Origin of the sequence: Haloarcula marismortui ATCC 43049, from assembly GCF_000011085.1 — an archaeon.
Lineage (GTDB): Archaea > Halobacteriota > Halobacteria > Halobacteriales > Haloarculaceae > Haloarcula > Haloarcula marismortui.
In genome coordinates this window covers 1,356,176-1,369,796 of sequence record NC_006396.1, presented here as the reverse complement: position 1 = coordinate 1,369,796, position 13,621 = coordinate 1,356,176, and the positions used below count along the sequence as shown (strand labels likewise).

The following is a 13,621-nucleotide window of genomic DNA, read 5'->3' as shown; positions in this document are numbered from 1 at the left end:
GCATCTGTGCCGGGTTTGGTAGCTTGTCTACCCCGGAAGACCGGGCTCGCCGCTCGGATGAAAATACACTTCACGTGTCAGTGGAAAGGTGGTGCATATGTATCAGGCGGAGGCGCAGCCGTGTATATCGTAATCGTCGGTGCGGGCGAGGTCGGTTCGAACATCGCTGAAAGCCTCGCGAAAAGCCACGAAGTCGCCGTCGTAGATATTGACCCTGACCGCGTTGAGGCCTTGATGTACGAGGCTGACGTACTCGGTGTCGAAGGGGACGGTGCGGAACTCGACACGCTCTCGGAGGCCGGTATCGAAAAAGCCGACGTACTCATCGCCAGCACCGACGATGACGAAACGAATATCGTCACCTGTGGGACGGCGATAACGGCCGCTGACCCATTCACCATTTCCCGCGTCAAGAGTGCGAAGTTCCTCCGGACGTGGGAAAAGTCAGGGGCCGCCTTCGGTGTGGACCACATGGTTGCGACAAACCTGCTCACTGCGGAGAATATCGCCCGAGTAATCGGGCTTCCAGGCTCGCGCGACGTGGAAACATTCGTCGACGGACAGGTCCAGATGGGTGAGTTCGAGGTGCGTGAATCGAGCCCGATCGCGGACCAGACCGTCGCGGAGGCCGACCGCTACGAGTCACTAACCTTCGCTGCCGTGCTGCGCGGTGACGAAGTCATTATCCCACGCGGAGAGACCGTTATCAGGGAAGGAGACGACATCATCGTTATCGGTAGTTGTGAAAGCGTTCGTCTGTTTGCGTCTGAAATCACACCGGAGTCAAAGACGACGCAGAACGTCGTTATTGTTGGTGGAAGCGATGTCGGCTATCACACCGCACGACTGCTGCAGGATCGTGGGATCAAACCACGGCTCATCGAGCAAGACCACGACAGGGCGCGTGAGCTTGCGGAGGACCTGCAGGGAACAACCGTGCTAGAGAGTGATGCAACGGATAGCGAGTTCCTCGAACGGGAACACGTCTCAGACGCCGACGCCGTGGTTGCGACGCTCGACAGCGACGAAAAGAACCTCCTGGTGACACTGCTGGCCAAGCGACTCGGTGCGGAGCGAACCGTCGCCGTCGTCAACTCTGGCGAGTACGTCGACCTGTTTGAGGCTGTCGGCGTCGATGTAGCTGTCAATCCCCGTGAGACGACCGCCGAAGAGATCACGCGATTCACCCGGGAGTACGACGCGACAAAGGTCGCCATCATCGAATCCGACCGCGCCGAGGTGCTAGAAATCGAGATAGCCGCCGACAGCGTCCTCGCTGGGCGGCCAATTCAGGAATCAGTACAGGAACTGCCGACCGGCGTAGTCATCGGGGCTATCAGCCGCGACGGCGAACTGGTCATCCCCCGTGGTGATACCGTCATCGAACCTGGCGACCACGTCGTAGTGTTCGTTGACGCCGATTGTCTGGAAGCGGTCAACGACAAATTGTAACCGTTCTGAGTGGGGCTCCCAAGGGACTAAGCCTGTCTCCCGCCGTAATTAGTGTATGGCTCCCGTTGCGGACCGTATCGTGCTCTCGTTTGCCCCCAGCGCCGCCGATGGGGACCCGTGGTCCGGCGTCGATACCGCGTGGATCGTTGACGAACTTCGCGGGGACACCTATCAACAGTACCTCCGACGCGCCCACGGCGGCCCGGTGGCCGTCGGCGAGGAGTGGGCCGAGTTCGTGAGCTGTGGCTGTGCAACGCCGCAAGATGTGGTGTTGCGTGTCGAACGCATTGAGGGCGGGATGGCACTCGGCGACGCAACGACGCTTGCCATTCATCCCCGTAACGACGCCGAGACCGCGCCATAATAATCGTTTCTTGCCGTCGAGTGAGCCTGTCCCTGCATAGCACGTCCGCCGCACCGCGACGCCGGCCGGTATCGGGAGATATTGGGAGAAGGGAAAGGCTGATGCATACCACTAGCACATTCCGGACTATGCCACGCGATTCCTATCAGGAGGGGCTGAACTCGCTCCGCGAGGATGTCCTCTATATGTCAGAGATCGTCCTCGAGCGGCTCCGGCTTGGGCTGGATGCGCTCGAACAGAAAGACGAAGCGATGGCCCAGGAGGTCATTGAGGGCGACCACGAGATCAATCAGCTGTATCTCGACCTCGAACAGGACTGTATCGACCTGCTGGCGCTGCAACAGCCAGTCGCGTCCGATCTCCGCTTTATCGCCGCGTCGTTCAAGATCATTACCGACCTCGAACGGATCGGTGACCTCGCCACGAACCTCGGCGAGTACTCGCTTGAGGCCGACCGCGATGTGTATCCCGAGGTCGACATACAGGACGTTGCCGACGTGACGATAGAGATGGTCGAGAACGCCATGGATGCTTACGGCAGCGAGGATGCCGACCAGTGCTATACCATCGCCGACATCGACGACGAGGTGGACGAACGGTGTGAAGCCGCCTCCGAGATGGTCGTTCGTGACCTCATCGAGCGCGAAATCGACGCCGACTCCAGCGAAGCCGAAATCGAGCAACTGATGGCCGACGTGTCCCGGCTCCTGCTGACGGTTCGTGACATCGAGCGGGTCGGGGACCACGCCGTCAATATCGCCGCGCGGACGCTGTACATGGTCGAGAACGACGACGACCTCATCTACTGAAGTACCTTTTTACTGCAGGGGGTTTCCTCGCGCCTGCGGCGCTGTGGGAACCCCCTTTGCAAAAATCTACGCTAAAAACGACCTCCGAGTCGCGTTCTACGAACGCGCTCGGAGTGAAACCGCGCTCACTCCGCTCGCGCGGTATGCATCCTGAATCATAGCACCACGAAGCAGCGACAACCACACGCCTCCCCAGCCGACTGCGTTGCTCGGCTCGCTTCGCTCGCCTGTGCGACTCGTCCCTCGCGCTTACGACGCGGCCGTCGCCGCGACGGCGCGCGCCCGAGCCCGGTGTCGAGATTCGAGCGACCTACTGCGGCGTTTCGGGCGTGTCGTCGCCCACGAGTCCCGAGTCGGTGATACGGAACTGGGCCGTGTCGCCGGCCGGTTTGGCGCGGTGTTTCTCCAGCGTGGCGCGACGGTTGCCGCCGCGGAACCGGTCCAGACGGACGATTGCGCCGGACCAGTGGTTCAGGGTGTGGCCGCCAAGCGCCGTCGAGCGGTCGCTGTCCGGGTCGGTGAACACCTGATTGGTGTACAGGACGGCAATGTCGTGCTTGCGGGCCAGCGAGAGCAGGTGAGTAATCTGGCGGGCCACGTCCCGTAGTGTCTCGCCGCCGTCCTCGTCGTCCCGGCGGAGCCGGTAGAACCCGGTCGCGCTGTCCAGTACGATGAGTTCGACTTCGGCGGCGAACTCGGCGGCGTCCTGGACAGCCTCGGTCTGTTCGTCGTAGTCCAGTGCCTCCGTAATGATGAGTCGACCGGCGAGGTCGTCCACAGTCTGAGCCGTCCCACGTGCGCGGCCCCTTGCGACCTGCTCCATCCGGTCTGCCGAGAGGCCTTCGGTGTCGATGTACAGCGCCGCGTCGCCGGCGGCGGCGACTTCCATCACCGCCGAGAGGGCGAAGTTTGTCTTGCCGGCCGCTGGCGGGCCGTACACCTGCGTGACCGCACCGCGCTCCAGCCCACCACCCAGAAGGTCGTCAATCGCGTCACACCCAGTCGAGACGTACTCACTCACGGGCAATGGTTGGGCAGGTTCGGGTAAAAACACTGGTACCTGACGGCACTGCTGTCAGTCGTCCGAAAGCCGCTCGGCCAGCGTCCATTCGGCGAGGGACACGTCGTCAATTTCGGCTGTTGCAAACCGCAGGTCTGCCCCCCATTTGCGGGTGATAACGAGCGATTCGGCGTCAAGGTCGTAGGATTCCAGTTCTTCCCAGGCATAGAACCGTCTGGCGACCGGCAATCTGATTTCGAGGCCGTTCTCGGTCGCAACGGCGGTTCGGGTTCCGCCCGTCGAGAGGAGGACGAACCCGGACGGGAACAGCACCTGACTGGTGTACTGGAGCAAGGCGATATCGAACACTGCGCCGATGGCGAAGCCGACAGTTGCGACGCCCGCGATGGCCCCACCGATGTACAACCGCCGCCGCTGTGCGGACTCGGGCCAGCTCGCCCGCCAGCGAGTCAACTCCTCCGCCCCTGCGGTGACTGCCGCGGTGTACCGCGTCTGTGACATAACTGCGACAGCCACTCCGAACAAAAAGGCCAGCAGGCCGAAGAAAAACGCCAGCACGCCACTGACACCGCTCATCCCCAGCGACGCAAAGCCGACGGCGGCGTACACGGCCGCTATCGCCACCGGAGGCCAGCGCGCGCGAGTCGCGCCGAGTGTGACGGCCACTGTTGGTCGACCGGAGAGCACCCACCCCGTTACAGTGGTCACGACAGCGAACGTCCCGACCAGCGCGAGGTATAGCGCCCAGGCTTCGGTGACGCCGACCCGCTCCAGAACCGGTAGCACCGGCGGTGCCAGAAGCAAGCCAAGATAGGCACCGCTGATACCACCGAACAGCGGGTCGGACGCCGTACTCGCTCCGCCAGTGCTGGCCGCCGGACGCATCACTAACAGTTCATTCAGCTGTTATAAAAACCCAGTCAAACGTAATCGGAAGTAGAGAGATCTCTACATAGATGTATCAGCACGCGTCAAGCGATTATCTGCAACAGACACGCGGACCAACGGACTCCCACATCTGTAAGTAATCGGCGACCGAAATCCGGCCGTGATTGTCGTCGCCACAGCGGACTTCGAAGTGTACCACGGTGTCGTCAACGAGCTACGCGACCGTGGCGTGGCGTTCACAACCATCGAACCGGGCGACGAATGGCCCGAGGAGGCGGCGGTCGCGGTCATCGCGGCCGGGGAATCGGTCGAAATCCCCGACGGCGTCGACCTCGTGCAGGCTGACCCGGACACACCGCGTCGAGCCGTCGAAGCTGTTATCTCGACGCTTCGGGGTGGTGACGGCCGCACCGTCATCGGTATCGACCCCGGCGAACGGCCGGGCGTCGCGATTCTCCACGGCGATATGGTCGTCGCGGCGTTTCAGGTGCCCGCAGCGGACATCACCGAAATCGTTCGGGAAGAAGTCGAAGACGCGGTCGACCCGGTCGTTCGCATCGGCGACGGCGCGCGACTCGTCGGTGCGCGTCTCATCGACGAGATCCAGTCTGTGCCGGTGGAGCTGGTCGACGAAACGGGGACAACGCCGTATCTCGGTTCCGGCGCACGCGGAATGGGCGACGTGCTGGCCGCGGTCAACATCGCTCGCCTCGACGGCGAGGAAATCGAGAGCCGGACCATCGAACCCACGGCCGGCGAACTCCAGAAGATCAAAGACCGCTCGCGGGAGGCAAGCGATACGAACCGGGCGATCAGCGAGGAACTCGCCCGGCAGGTCGCGACCGGTGCACTCACCGTCGAGGAGGCGCTGGCCAAACACAACAGCGATAGTCCGACCGAGGAGGGTGAACCCGACAGTGGATAGCGTTACTCCCGGACCATCCGCTCGGCCCGGTGCATCACCTCGCGGACGGGGAGTCCGGTCACGTCCGCGACAGCCGCGGCGTCATCGTATTCCGCGCTCACATCGAACACCGTGCCGTCGGTGTCACTTGCGATCTTGACCGTGACCTCGAACTGCTCGCCGTCAACGGAGAGTACGACTGTCTCGTACTCCCGGTCGGCGACCCAGCGGTGGCCGGCCCCGGATTCGCGCACGCCGAGCGTCCCGGTCGCTTCTGCGAGACGGCGCGCGACCCGTTCAGCGTCTTCCGGTCTGCAGATGACCTTGATGATGTGACCGGGCCGTGACTTCTTCATCGTCGTCGGGACTATCGATACATCGCGGGCACCGATGTCCGGGAGCGAGCGCTGGAGGTCGCCAAGCACCTCGGGCGGAGCGTCGTCGACGTTCGTCTCAAGCACCGTGATTTCGTCGCGGCGGAGTCGCCCCGCGCTGTCGCCGACCATCGCCCGCAAGACGTTGGGGCGGTCGTCAAGATCCCACCCGCCAGCGCCGTACCCCGACGCGTTGATGTCGAGCGGCGGCAGCGACTCAGTTCCCTCGGCGATGTGGGCGAGAATCGCCGCGCCGGTCGGCGTCAGGAGTTCCCTGTCGATGGGGCCACCCTGCAGCGACCAGTCGGCTTGCTCCGCGATTTCGACTACCGCCGGAGTCGGAACCGGGTAGGTACCGTGGCTCATCTCCACGGTGCCGCCCCCCGTCGCCGGCGTCGTCGTCACGACCTGTTCGACGTCGAGATCATCCAGCAGGAGGCAGGTACCGACGATGTCGGCGATGGCGTCGTCAGCCCCGACCTCGTGGAAGTGTGTGTCGTCAAGGTCCGTCCCATGAACCGACGCTTCGGCCTCGCCGAGTATCTCGAAGATCGCCAGCGCGTCCGCCCTGACGGCCGCCGGCAGGTCCATCCCTTCGACGAGTTCGACGACTTCAGCGTACGTTCGGCTCGGGCCGTGGCCCTCGGCGTGGGTGTGCTCGTCGTGGGAGTGAGCATGTGCGTCGTCCCCAGTGTGGCCATGCCCCTCGTCATGGGTGTGAGAATGCGAGTGACCGTCGTGAGCGTGGTCCTGAGACCCATCGCCGTCGCTAGCAGCGTTGGTCAGCAGCACGTCGACACGCGTTGCAGCAATCCCGCGGCGGTCCACCTCGGAGACAGCGTACTCGATATCCAGTGTGTCCTCAACGACCGACAGGGCGTCGCGGTCGGCTCCGGCAGCCAGCAGCGCCCCCAGAAGCATATCACCGGCCGCGCCCATCCGGCCGTCGAAAGCGAGTGTTCGCATACCCGGAGGGTCAGGCCGCGCCAGTAAAAGCCCTCTTGCTACGTCCTCAAGTCCGGCGGACGATGTGGACGTCGTAGTCTTCGCCGTCTGTGACTTCGCCGATAGGGACGACGATGTCCTCGGTGTCGTCGCTGCCGAGGAACACGACGTTGGCGTCAACGTCGCGGGCGGTCTGTCTGATCGTCGTCGACAGTTCGCTGGTGGAGTGAGCGCTTACGTCGTCGTAGCGGAGTTCAGAGTCGTCGGTCGCCTCCTCGATCTTGCGCCGGAGGTCGTCCGCAGCGGTCTCGGCGGCGAAGTCCTCGGTCGGGTCGACGCGGCGGCGGCGCTCGGCGTAGTCGGCGCCAGTCGGAATAAACGCGACAGCGACGACGTCCTCGTCAAGCGCTTTAGCGTAGGTGACGGCGCGGTTGAGTGCCGCATCTGCAAGCGGTGACCCATCGAAGGGAACGAGAAATACCATACCGGCGCTATCGCGTCCAGCCTTATGAAACGCGGCGATGGCGGCAGCCTGTGTCACGGCAACCCAGACCGGTGGCTATTATGCCCTACTGTGCGGTGTGCTATTAGGTATCATATAAACCCGTCGCCCTGCGTCTTGGCCGCCGGTAGCATAAAGCATATCTCCGGGGCTACCCGAGTTCATTGTAAGCAGGCTCTACTATGAACGAAGTTCAATTGGAAGTGGCGAAGGCGTACCCGAACGACTCGGGACGCGGTATCGCCAGACTCGACCCCGATACGTTGTTGCATCTCAAGCTCTCCCCCGGAGACATCATCGAGATAGAGGGGAGCGACACGACCGCGGCCAAGGTGTGGCGGGCCGACCGGCAGGACTGGAACACTGACACTGTTCGCATCGACGGCTTCACGCGCCAGAACGCTGACGTGGGTATTGGTGAGCGCGTCACAATCCGGAAGGCCGAGGCCGAGAAGGCCGACAAGCTCGTCCTCGCGCCGCCCGAGGAAGCGTCGGTCCAGTTCGGCTCCGACGCCGCTGGCATGGTTAAGCGGCAGATATTGAAACGGCCGGTCGTCGAGCGCGACATCGTCCCGGTGATGTCCTCGACGAACCACCCGTTCATGCGCTCGCCCGGACAGGCCATCCCGCTCATCGCCGTCGAGACCGAGCCCGAGGGCGTCTGTCTCATCACCGAAGACACCGAGGTGGAACTCCGCGAGGAACCGATCTCCGGCTTCGAGAAGACCGGCGGCGGCATCACCTACGAGGACATCGGCGGGCTGCAAAACGAGATCCAGCGGGTGCGAGAGATGGTCGAGTTGCCGATGAAACACCCCCAGATCTTCAAGAAGCTCGGCATCGAGCCGCCACAGGGGGTTCTGCTCCACGGCCCGCCCGGCACCGGGAAGACGCTGCTTGCGAAGGCTGTCGCCAACGAGACCTCCGCTAGCTTCTTCTCTATTGCCGGCCCCGAGATCATCTCGAAGTACTACGGCGAGTCCGAACAGCAGTTACGCGAGATATTCGAGGACGCAAGCGAGGAATCGCCCTCGATCATCTTCATCGACGAGCTGGACTCCATCGCGCCCAAGCGCGAGGACGTAACCGGCGAGGTCGAGCGCCGTGTCGTCGCCCAGCTGCTGACGATGATGGACGGCCTCGAATCGCGAGGGCAGGTCATCGTCATCGCCGCGACGAACCGCGTCGACAGCGTCGACCCCGCGCTCCGTCGCCCGGGCCGCTTCGACCGCGAGATCGAGATCGGCGTGCCGGACGAGGTCGGTCGCGAGGAAATCCTCCAGATCCACACCCGCGGCATGCCGCTGTCCGACGACGTAAATCTCGCCAAGTTGGCGACTGACACGCACGGCTTCGTCGGAGCCGACATCGAGAGTCTCACGAAGGAGGCCGCGATGAAGGCGCTCCGGCGCTACCTTCCCGAGATCGATCTGGACGAGGAGGACATCCCGCCGAGCCTCATCGACCGGATGATAATCAAGCGCGACGACTTCAAAGGGGCGCTCAACGAGGTGAGTCCATCGGCGATGCGGGAGGTGCTGGTCGAACTCCCGAAGATGTCCTGGGACAACGTTGGCGGGCTCAGTGGGCCTAAAGAGCAGGTTCAGGAGGCCGTCGAGTGGCCGATGAACTCCCCGGAGAAGTTCGAGCGCATGGGCGTGACACCGCCGTCGGGGGTGTTGCTGTACGGCCCACCCGGCACCGGGAAGACGCTCATGGCGAAAGCCGTCGCCAACGAGACGGACGCAAACTTCATCTCGGTCCGTGGCCCGCAACTGCTCTCGAAGTGGGTCGGCGAGAGCGAGAAGGCCATCCGCCAGACGTTCCGGAAGGCCCGCCAGGTCGCCCCGACCATCATCTTCTTCGACGAACTCGACTCGTTGGCACCGGGTCGGGGCGGCGAGATGGGGTCGAACGTCTCCGAGCGCGTCGTCAATCAGCTCCTGACCGAACTTGACGGGCTTGAAGAGATGGAGGACGTGATGGTCATTGGCGCGACCAACCGGCCGGACATGATCGACCCGGCGCTAATCCGTTCGGGCCGGTTCGACCGGCTCGTGATGATCGGCGAGCCCGACATCGAGGGCCGTGAGCAGATCCTGAAGATCCACACGGACGACACGCCGCTGTCGCCCGACGTGAGCCTGCGCGAACTGGCCGAAGTCAGCGATGGGTTCGTCGGCTCGGACCTCGAATCTATCGCCCGGGAGGCTGCCATCGAGGCACTCCGTGAGGACGACAACGCGGAGGAAGTCGAGATGCGTCACTTCCGGCAGGCGATGGACAGCGTGCGCCCGACGATTACCGACGACATCCGCGAGTACTACGAGCAGATGGAAGAGGAGTTCAGAGGCGGTTCCAGCCCGCAGCGCCAGGCCGGAACCGGCGGCCGGATCGGCTTCCAGTAACTCCGGCGACCTCGATTCCTGTCCCTCGCTGCGATTCGAACGCGTTTTTCTACGTCACCGCTCCTGAGCAGCGATGCGTTTTCGGTGGTTGCACAATATCTGTGTATAATTATTAGATAAACTATACAACCGGTGTTTGTTTCTCCTTTCGAAGCCCCCTTTCGGGTCCCAAGTGTATAGGGGGTGATGTCGAACACTAACCGCGTTTACAGGCTAGCGAAGCGCCCCGAAGGGACCCCCGACCACGATACGTTCGAGCTTTCCGAGGAAGAAATCCCTGAACCGGGGCCCGGCGAGGTGCTCATCAAGACGCTGTACCTCTCTGTCGACCCGTATATGCGCGACCGAATGCGTGACAGCGAATCGTACGAAGAGCCGTGGGACGTAGGCGACGCACTCAAGGGTGCCGTTGTCGGTGAGGTCGTCGAATCCAACGGCGCACGCTTCGACGAAGGCGATGTCGTCACTGGTGAGCTAGAGTGGGCGGAGTACGCCACAGCACCTGGACCGGTACTCACAGAGGTCAACCCCGAACTCGCACCGATTTCGACGGCACTCGGCGTTCTGGGGATGCCGGGCCTGACAGCGTACTTCGGTACCCGGGAAGTCGCACAGCCTGCGGCCGGCGACACGTTCGTCGTCACCGGGGCCGCCGGGGCCGTCGGCTCCGTTGCGGGCCAGCTCGCCAAGCTACAGGGCGCACGCGTCGTTGGCTTCGCCGGCTCCGACGAGAAAGTCTCGTTCCTCGAAGACGATCTGGGCTTCGACGTGGGCATCAACTACAAGACGACCGACGACTACCGGGCCGCACTGGACGAGGCCGCACCGGACGGCGTCGACGCCTACTTCGACAACGTCGGCGGACCGATTACCGACGCGGTGTTCACGCGGCTCAACACCGACGCGCGCGTCGCCGTCTGCGGACAGATCTCGCTGTACAACAGCGAGGAGATACCGATGGGGCCGCGCAAGCTGACACAGGTCATCCAGTCCCGTGCGACCGTCGAAGGTCTCCTCGTCTCCGACTTCGAGCCGCGGTTCGAGGAAGCGACGAAGCAGCTCGGTCAGTGGGTCGCCTCGGGCGACATCTCCTATCGAGAGACCGTCACCGAAGGCATCGAGAACGCGCCCGACGCGTTCCTCGGGCTGTTCGAGGGTGAGAACATCGGCAAGCAGCTCGTGCAGGTCGCCGAACGGTAGAAAAGAGCGATTCCTCGGTTACAGTTCGCCGAGTTTGCGGAGGAGCTGGCCGCGGTACTCCTCGTCGGCCTGGACGCCTTTCAGTTCGAGCACGTTGCGCTCTAGCTTGTCGAGCGCGACGTTGAATGCGGTTTCAGCGCCGTAGCCTTCACCGGAGCCGGCCGCCTGACCCTTGTTGGTCCGCAGGCGGATCTGGCACTGGATGAGCGGCGTGCCACGGAGCTTCTCCTTGTGCTCGTGGAACCGGACGTGGGCGTGCTGGACCTGCATCGCCCCGTACTTGTCGGCGACCGTCTCGATGTCGGATCGGATGTCCGCACGGGAGATGGTGTCCAGCAGTTTGATGTTCGTGATCTGAACGTCCATGTGTTCCTCCTCGGTGTAGGTCAGTGCGCGGAGCACGTCGGTCTTCGTGAGGATGCCGGCGACGTGGGTGTCGTCGTCTTCCGGCGTGACGACGAGCCCGGCAAAGTCGTTTTCGAGCATCCGCGCGACGGCGTCCTCGACGGAGTCGCCGAGCTTCGCCGTCTCTACGGGGCTGCTCATCACGTCGTAGACGGGCATGTCGAGCACGCGCTCGATCTCGCCGGAGCGGTCGCCCCGCGTCGTCTTGTTCATGTCACGGACGACGACGTCGACGATGTCGTGGCGCGTGACCATCCCGGTCAGGCCATCGTCGTCACCGAGCACCGGAAGCCGGGAGATGCCGTGTTTCCGGAGGAGATTGACGACTTGCCCGACGTTGGTGTCTTCGGACACCGTGATGACATCCCGCGTGTAGATGTCCTCGACGCTCAGCGCGTCAAGGTTGTCGAGAACCGCATCGAGGATATCGTCCTCAGTGACGATACCCCAGAGCTCGCCCGCCTCGAACACCGGCGCGAGCTTGACACCACCCTCGACGAGGACGCGCGCGACTTCGCGCACGTCGTCGGTGCGCTCGACCTTCGGTGCCGAGCGCGTCATCGCCCCCGCTTTCGCGTTGTCCTCGACATGGGACTGGACCAGCTGTTTCTGCGTGATCACGCCAGTGTAGTCATCGTCTTCCGTGACGATGATACCCTTGGGATTCTCGCGTTCGAAGATAGACCGGACTTTCCCCAAGCGCTTGTTGGCGTCAACCTCGACAAATTCTCTGGTGGCGATATCAGCAATATCCATAGTTCTTCACAATTCGTAGATTCGACGTGTGGGGTTATCAAGGTTGGTTTAGTCCCCGGAAATCGAGAGACGAACTAAGCTTTAGGCCGTTGGATCTAAGGTGGCTGTATGCTACCTGACATCGGTATCTTCGGCCCCTACACGTATCTGGTCACAGAGGTAGTCTGGGGGACTGTTGCGCTCGCGTTGCTCTGGCGTGCCAACGCCCTCCGGATGGCGGCCAAGACCATCGTCGTGCTTTATCCAATCGCGTACGTCTGGGACTGGTACACACTGACCGTCGGTGTCTTCGCGATCAAACTCCGAACCGGTGTCGACCTCCTCGGGATTCCCATTGAGGAGCATATCTTCATGATTGTCGTTCCCGCGCTCATCCTCGGCATCCACGAGAACCTCCACGGTCTTTCATCTGGGTCGAACAGCGAATAGTTAGAAATCAGATATTGGTTTCAGCTGTTAACTGCTCCCGAGCCAGCGTTACGACTGGAAGGAGAGGTATGCACTGGAGCGGCTGATTTCACACTCTTCAGGCCCTGATGACACTATCTGAACTATGCAGACATCTCTCACAGTATCTATATGTGTCAGCCGGGAGTGTCGTCCGATAGCTATGAGTGATACTACGCCGACACCTCACATCGAGCTGTATGTCCGGTCGATGCTGCCCGACGGCGCACACGAACGGCAGGAAGCTGTCATCGACCATCTCCAGACACTCGACGAGAACGACCACATCGACGGGTTCAACGTCATCGTCTGGGGCAAACAGATCGCGCCGCAGTCGGCCGCCGCACGGACGGAAGAAGGCAAGTACATTCTGAACCGTGTCGCCGAGTTCAAGCAGTGGGCACTGAGCAACAACGTCTCGCTCGAATCGTTCTATCAGGACACGACCGTTGATTCAGAAGTGGCGGAGTCGGCGTACGACGCCATGGCGCTGCCCGTCATGGGGCTGGCTGAGTACGACGGCAGCGAACTCGTCCATGTCGCACCGTGTACGAAAGACGACGTCGTCCATACGATCATGGACCGTCTCGAACGTCTCGAAGCGGGCCAGCCACCCGCCCTCGATCAGGAGCGCGGCGGCGTGAGCGTCGTCTAACGAGTGGGGCCCGCTATGAGGACCAGACCGCGTCGACGTACGGTTCAAACTCATCTGTCGCTGACAGCACTTCGAGCACTTCTTCTGGATCTCCGGCCAGTTCGTACCCCGGCCGTCCTTTCCCCGTCGGTGACTGCGTCTGTTCGGTGCGCAACAGCCCCTTGTCGGCGAGTTGGCCCAGCGCCGAGATGACCTTCTGGCGCTCGACGCCGCCGAACGGCTGTCGGTCGACATCCGCGAGATGTGCTTTCGCCGTCTGGGTCACATGATAGGAGTGGACTGGCGTTTCACCGGCCGTTTCGAGTTCTGCAACTGCAAGGAGCACGAACTGTTCGAACGCGTCCGCCGACTCGACCTGATCTCTCATATAGATGACTCTAACGCGGTTGGGGCAAGAAACTATGGGATGCCCCTGTCGGAGCGTCGAGATATGCGCCCTTGCACACGACTCTGCTTACTCCACAGGTCGCTGCCGACTCGCTCCGCTCGGG

14 protein-coding genes are annotated in these 13,621 nt (G+C 62.6%); 8 read left to right on the top strand and 6 right to left on the bottom strand.

What is annotated here, in order from left to right:
* Window positions 1–120: 120 nt before the first annotated feature.
* The 3 genes from trkA to phoU all read left to right on the top strand — a co-directional run bounded on the left by trkA (window position 121) and on the right by phoU (window position 2,625).
* Window positions 121–1,452, top strand: a complete 1,332-nt coding sequence (gene trkA, locus RR_RS10845; protein WP_049938887.1) for a Trk system potassium transporter TrkA — start codon at window positions 121–123, stop codon at window positions 1,450–1,452.
* 55 nt (window positions 1,453–1,507) lie between these two features.
* A complete protein-coding gene (locus tag RR_RS10840) occupies window positions 1,508–1,816 on the top strand; it encodes a hypothetical protein (RefSeq protein WP_011223684.1) in 309 nt (102 codons plus the stop codon).
* A gap of 128 nt (window positions 1,817–1,944) precedes the next feature.
* On the top strand, window positions 1,945–2,625 hold the full coding sequence (gene phoU, locus RR_RS10835; RefSeq protein ID WP_049938886.1) for a phosphate signaling complex protein PhoU: 681 nt from the start codon (window positions 1,945–1,947) through the stop codon (window positions 2,623–2,625).
* A 310-nt stretch (window positions 2,626–2,935) separates the two neighbouring features.
* Here the strand turns inward: phoU and radB are convergent, their stop codons facing one another.
* Window positions 2,936–3,646, bottom strand: a complete 711-nt coding sequence (gene radB, locus RR_RS10830) for a DNA repair and recombination protein RadB (protein ID WP_004957268.1) — start codon at window positions 3,644–3,646, stop codon at window positions 2,936–2,938.
* A gap of 54 nt (window positions 3,647–3,700) precedes the next feature.
* Window positions 3,701–4,531, bottom strand: coding sequence for a hypothetical protein (locus RR_RS10825; RefSeq protein WP_011223681.1), 831 nt, complete (start codon window positions 4,529–4,531; stop codon window positions 3,701–3,703).
* Window positions 4,532–4,694: 163 nt separating this feature from the next.
* Between RR_RS10825 and RR_RS10820 the strand changes: the two genes are divergently transcribed.
* Window positions 4,695–5,459 (top strand): hypothetical protein, encoded by a 765-nt coding sequence (locus tag RR_RS10820; RefSeq protein WP_004957259.1) that lies wholly within the window; start codon window positions 4,695–4,697, stop codon window positions 5,457–5,459.
* Between the two features lie 2 nt (window positions 5,460–5,461).
* On the opposite strand, the gene larC is transcribed toward RR_RS10820, so the two are convergent.
* Window positions 5,462–6,778: a nickel pincer cofactor biosynthesis protein LarC gene (gene larC / locus RR_RS10815; RefSeq protein WP_011223679.1), complete on the bottom strand. Its 1,317-nt coding sequence runs from the start codon at window positions 6,776–6,778 to the stop codon at window positions 5,462–5,464.
* A gap of 46 nt (window positions 6,779–6,824) precedes the next feature.
* Window positions 6,825–7,241, bottom strand: a complete 417-nt coding sequence (locus tag RR_RS10810) for a universal stress protein (protein ID WP_011223678.1) — start codon at window positions 7,239–7,241, stop codon at window positions 6,825–6,827.
* A gap of 200 nt (window positions 7,242–7,441) precedes the next feature.
* On the opposite strand from RR_RS10810, the gene RR_RS10805 reads away from it, so the two are divergent.
* Both RR_RS10805 and RR_RS10800 read left to right on the top strand, forming a co-directional pair.
* On the top strand, window positions 7,442–9,667 hold the full coding sequence (locus RR_RS10805) for a CDC48 family AAA ATPase (protein ID WP_011223677.1): 2,226 nt from the start codon (window positions 7,442–7,444) through the stop codon (window positions 9,665–9,667).
* A 186-nt stretch (window positions 9,668–9,853) separates the two neighbouring features.
* Window positions 9,854–10,867: an NADP-dependent oxidoreductase gene (locus RR_RS10800; RefSeq protein WP_004957248.1), complete on the top strand. Its 1,014-nt coding sequence runs from the start codon at window positions 9,854–9,856 to the stop codon at window positions 10,865–10,867.
* An 18-nt stretch (window positions 10,868–10,885) separates the two neighbouring features.
* Here the strand turns inward: RR_RS10800 and RR_RS10795 are convergent, their stop codons facing one another.
* Window positions 10,886–12,028 (bottom strand): CBS domain-containing protein, encoded by a 1,143-nt coding sequence (locus tag RR_RS10795; RefSeq protein WP_011223676.1) that lies wholly within the window; start codon window positions 12,026–12,028, stop codon window positions 10,886–10,888.
* Between the two features lie 108 nt (window positions 12,029–12,136).
* On the opposite strand from RR_RS10795, the gene RR_RS10790 reads away from it, so the two are divergent.
* Together RR_RS10790 and RR_RS10785 are read left to right on the top strand one after the other, a co-directional pair.
* A complete protein-coding gene (locus RR_RS10790) occupies window positions 12,137–12,457 on the top strand; it encodes a lycopene cyclase domain-containing protein (protein ID WP_011223675.1) in 321 nt (106 codons plus the stop codon).
* Between the two features lie 181 nt (window positions 12,458–12,638).
* The gene (locus RR_RS10785) at window positions 12,639–13,130 is read left to right on the top strand and encodes an HTH domain-containing protein (protein ID WP_004957239.1); all 492 of its coding nucleotides are present in this window, start codon (window positions 12,639–12,641) and stop codon (window positions 13,128–13,130) included.
* 13 nt (window positions 13,131–13,143) lie between these two features.
* Here the strand turns inward: RR_RS10785 and RR_RS10780 are convergent, their stop codons facing one another.
* Complete coding sequence (locus tag RR_RS10780) at window positions 13,144–13,497, bottom strand: hypothetical protein (RefSeq protein WP_007190763.1); 354 nt, start codon at window positions 13,495–13,497, stop codon at window positions 13,144–13,146.
* Window positions 13,498–13,621 lie beyond the last annotated feature (124 nt).

Excerpts from the sequence above, each read along its gene's own strand:
- RR_RS10840 (WP_011223684.1), top strand. The coding sequence starts at position 1,508 with ATGGCTCCCGTTGCGGACCGTATCGTGCTCTCGTTTGCCCCCAGCGCC.
- phoU (WP_049938886.1), top strand. The coding sequence starts at position 1,945 with ATGCCACGCGATTCCTATCAGGAGGGGCTGAACTCGCTCCGCGAGGAT.
- RR_RS10825 (WP_011223681.1), bottom strand. The coding sequence starts at position 4,531 with ATGCGTCCGGCGGCCAGCACTGGCGGAGCGAGTACGGCGTCCGACCCG.
- larC (WP_011223679.1), bottom strand. The coding sequence starts at position 6,778 with ATGCGAACACTCGCTTTCGACGGCCGGATGGGCGCGGCCGGTGATATG.
- RR_RS10810 (WP_011223678.1), bottom strand. The coding sequence starts at position 7,241 with ATGGTATTTCTCGTTCCCTTCGATGGGTCACCGCTTGCAGATGCGGCA.
- RR_RS10805 (WP_011223677.1), top strand. The coding sequence starts at position 7,442 with ATGAACGAAGTTCAATTGGAAGTGGCGAAGGCGTACCCGAACGACTCG.
- RR_RS10800 (WP_004957248.1), top strand. The coding sequence starts at position 9,854 with ATGTCGAACACTAACCGCGTTTACAGGCTAGCGAAGCGCCCCGAAGGG.
- RR_RS10795 (WP_011223676.1), bottom strand. The coding sequence starts at position 12,028 with ATGGATATTGCTGATATCGCCACCAGAGAATTTGTCGAGGTTGACGCC.
- RR_RS10790 (WP_011223675.1), top strand. The coding sequence starts at position 12,137 with ATGCTACCTGACATCGGTATCTTCGGCCCCTACACGTATCTGGTCACA.
- RR_RS10785 (WP_004957239.1), top strand. The coding sequence starts at position 12,639 with ATGAGTGATACTACGCCGACACCTCACATCGAGCTGTATGTCCGGTCG.
- RR_RS10780 (WP_007190763.1), bottom strand. The coding sequence starts at position 13,497 with ATGAGAGATCAGGTCGAGTCGGCGGACGCGTTCGAACAGTTCGTGCTC.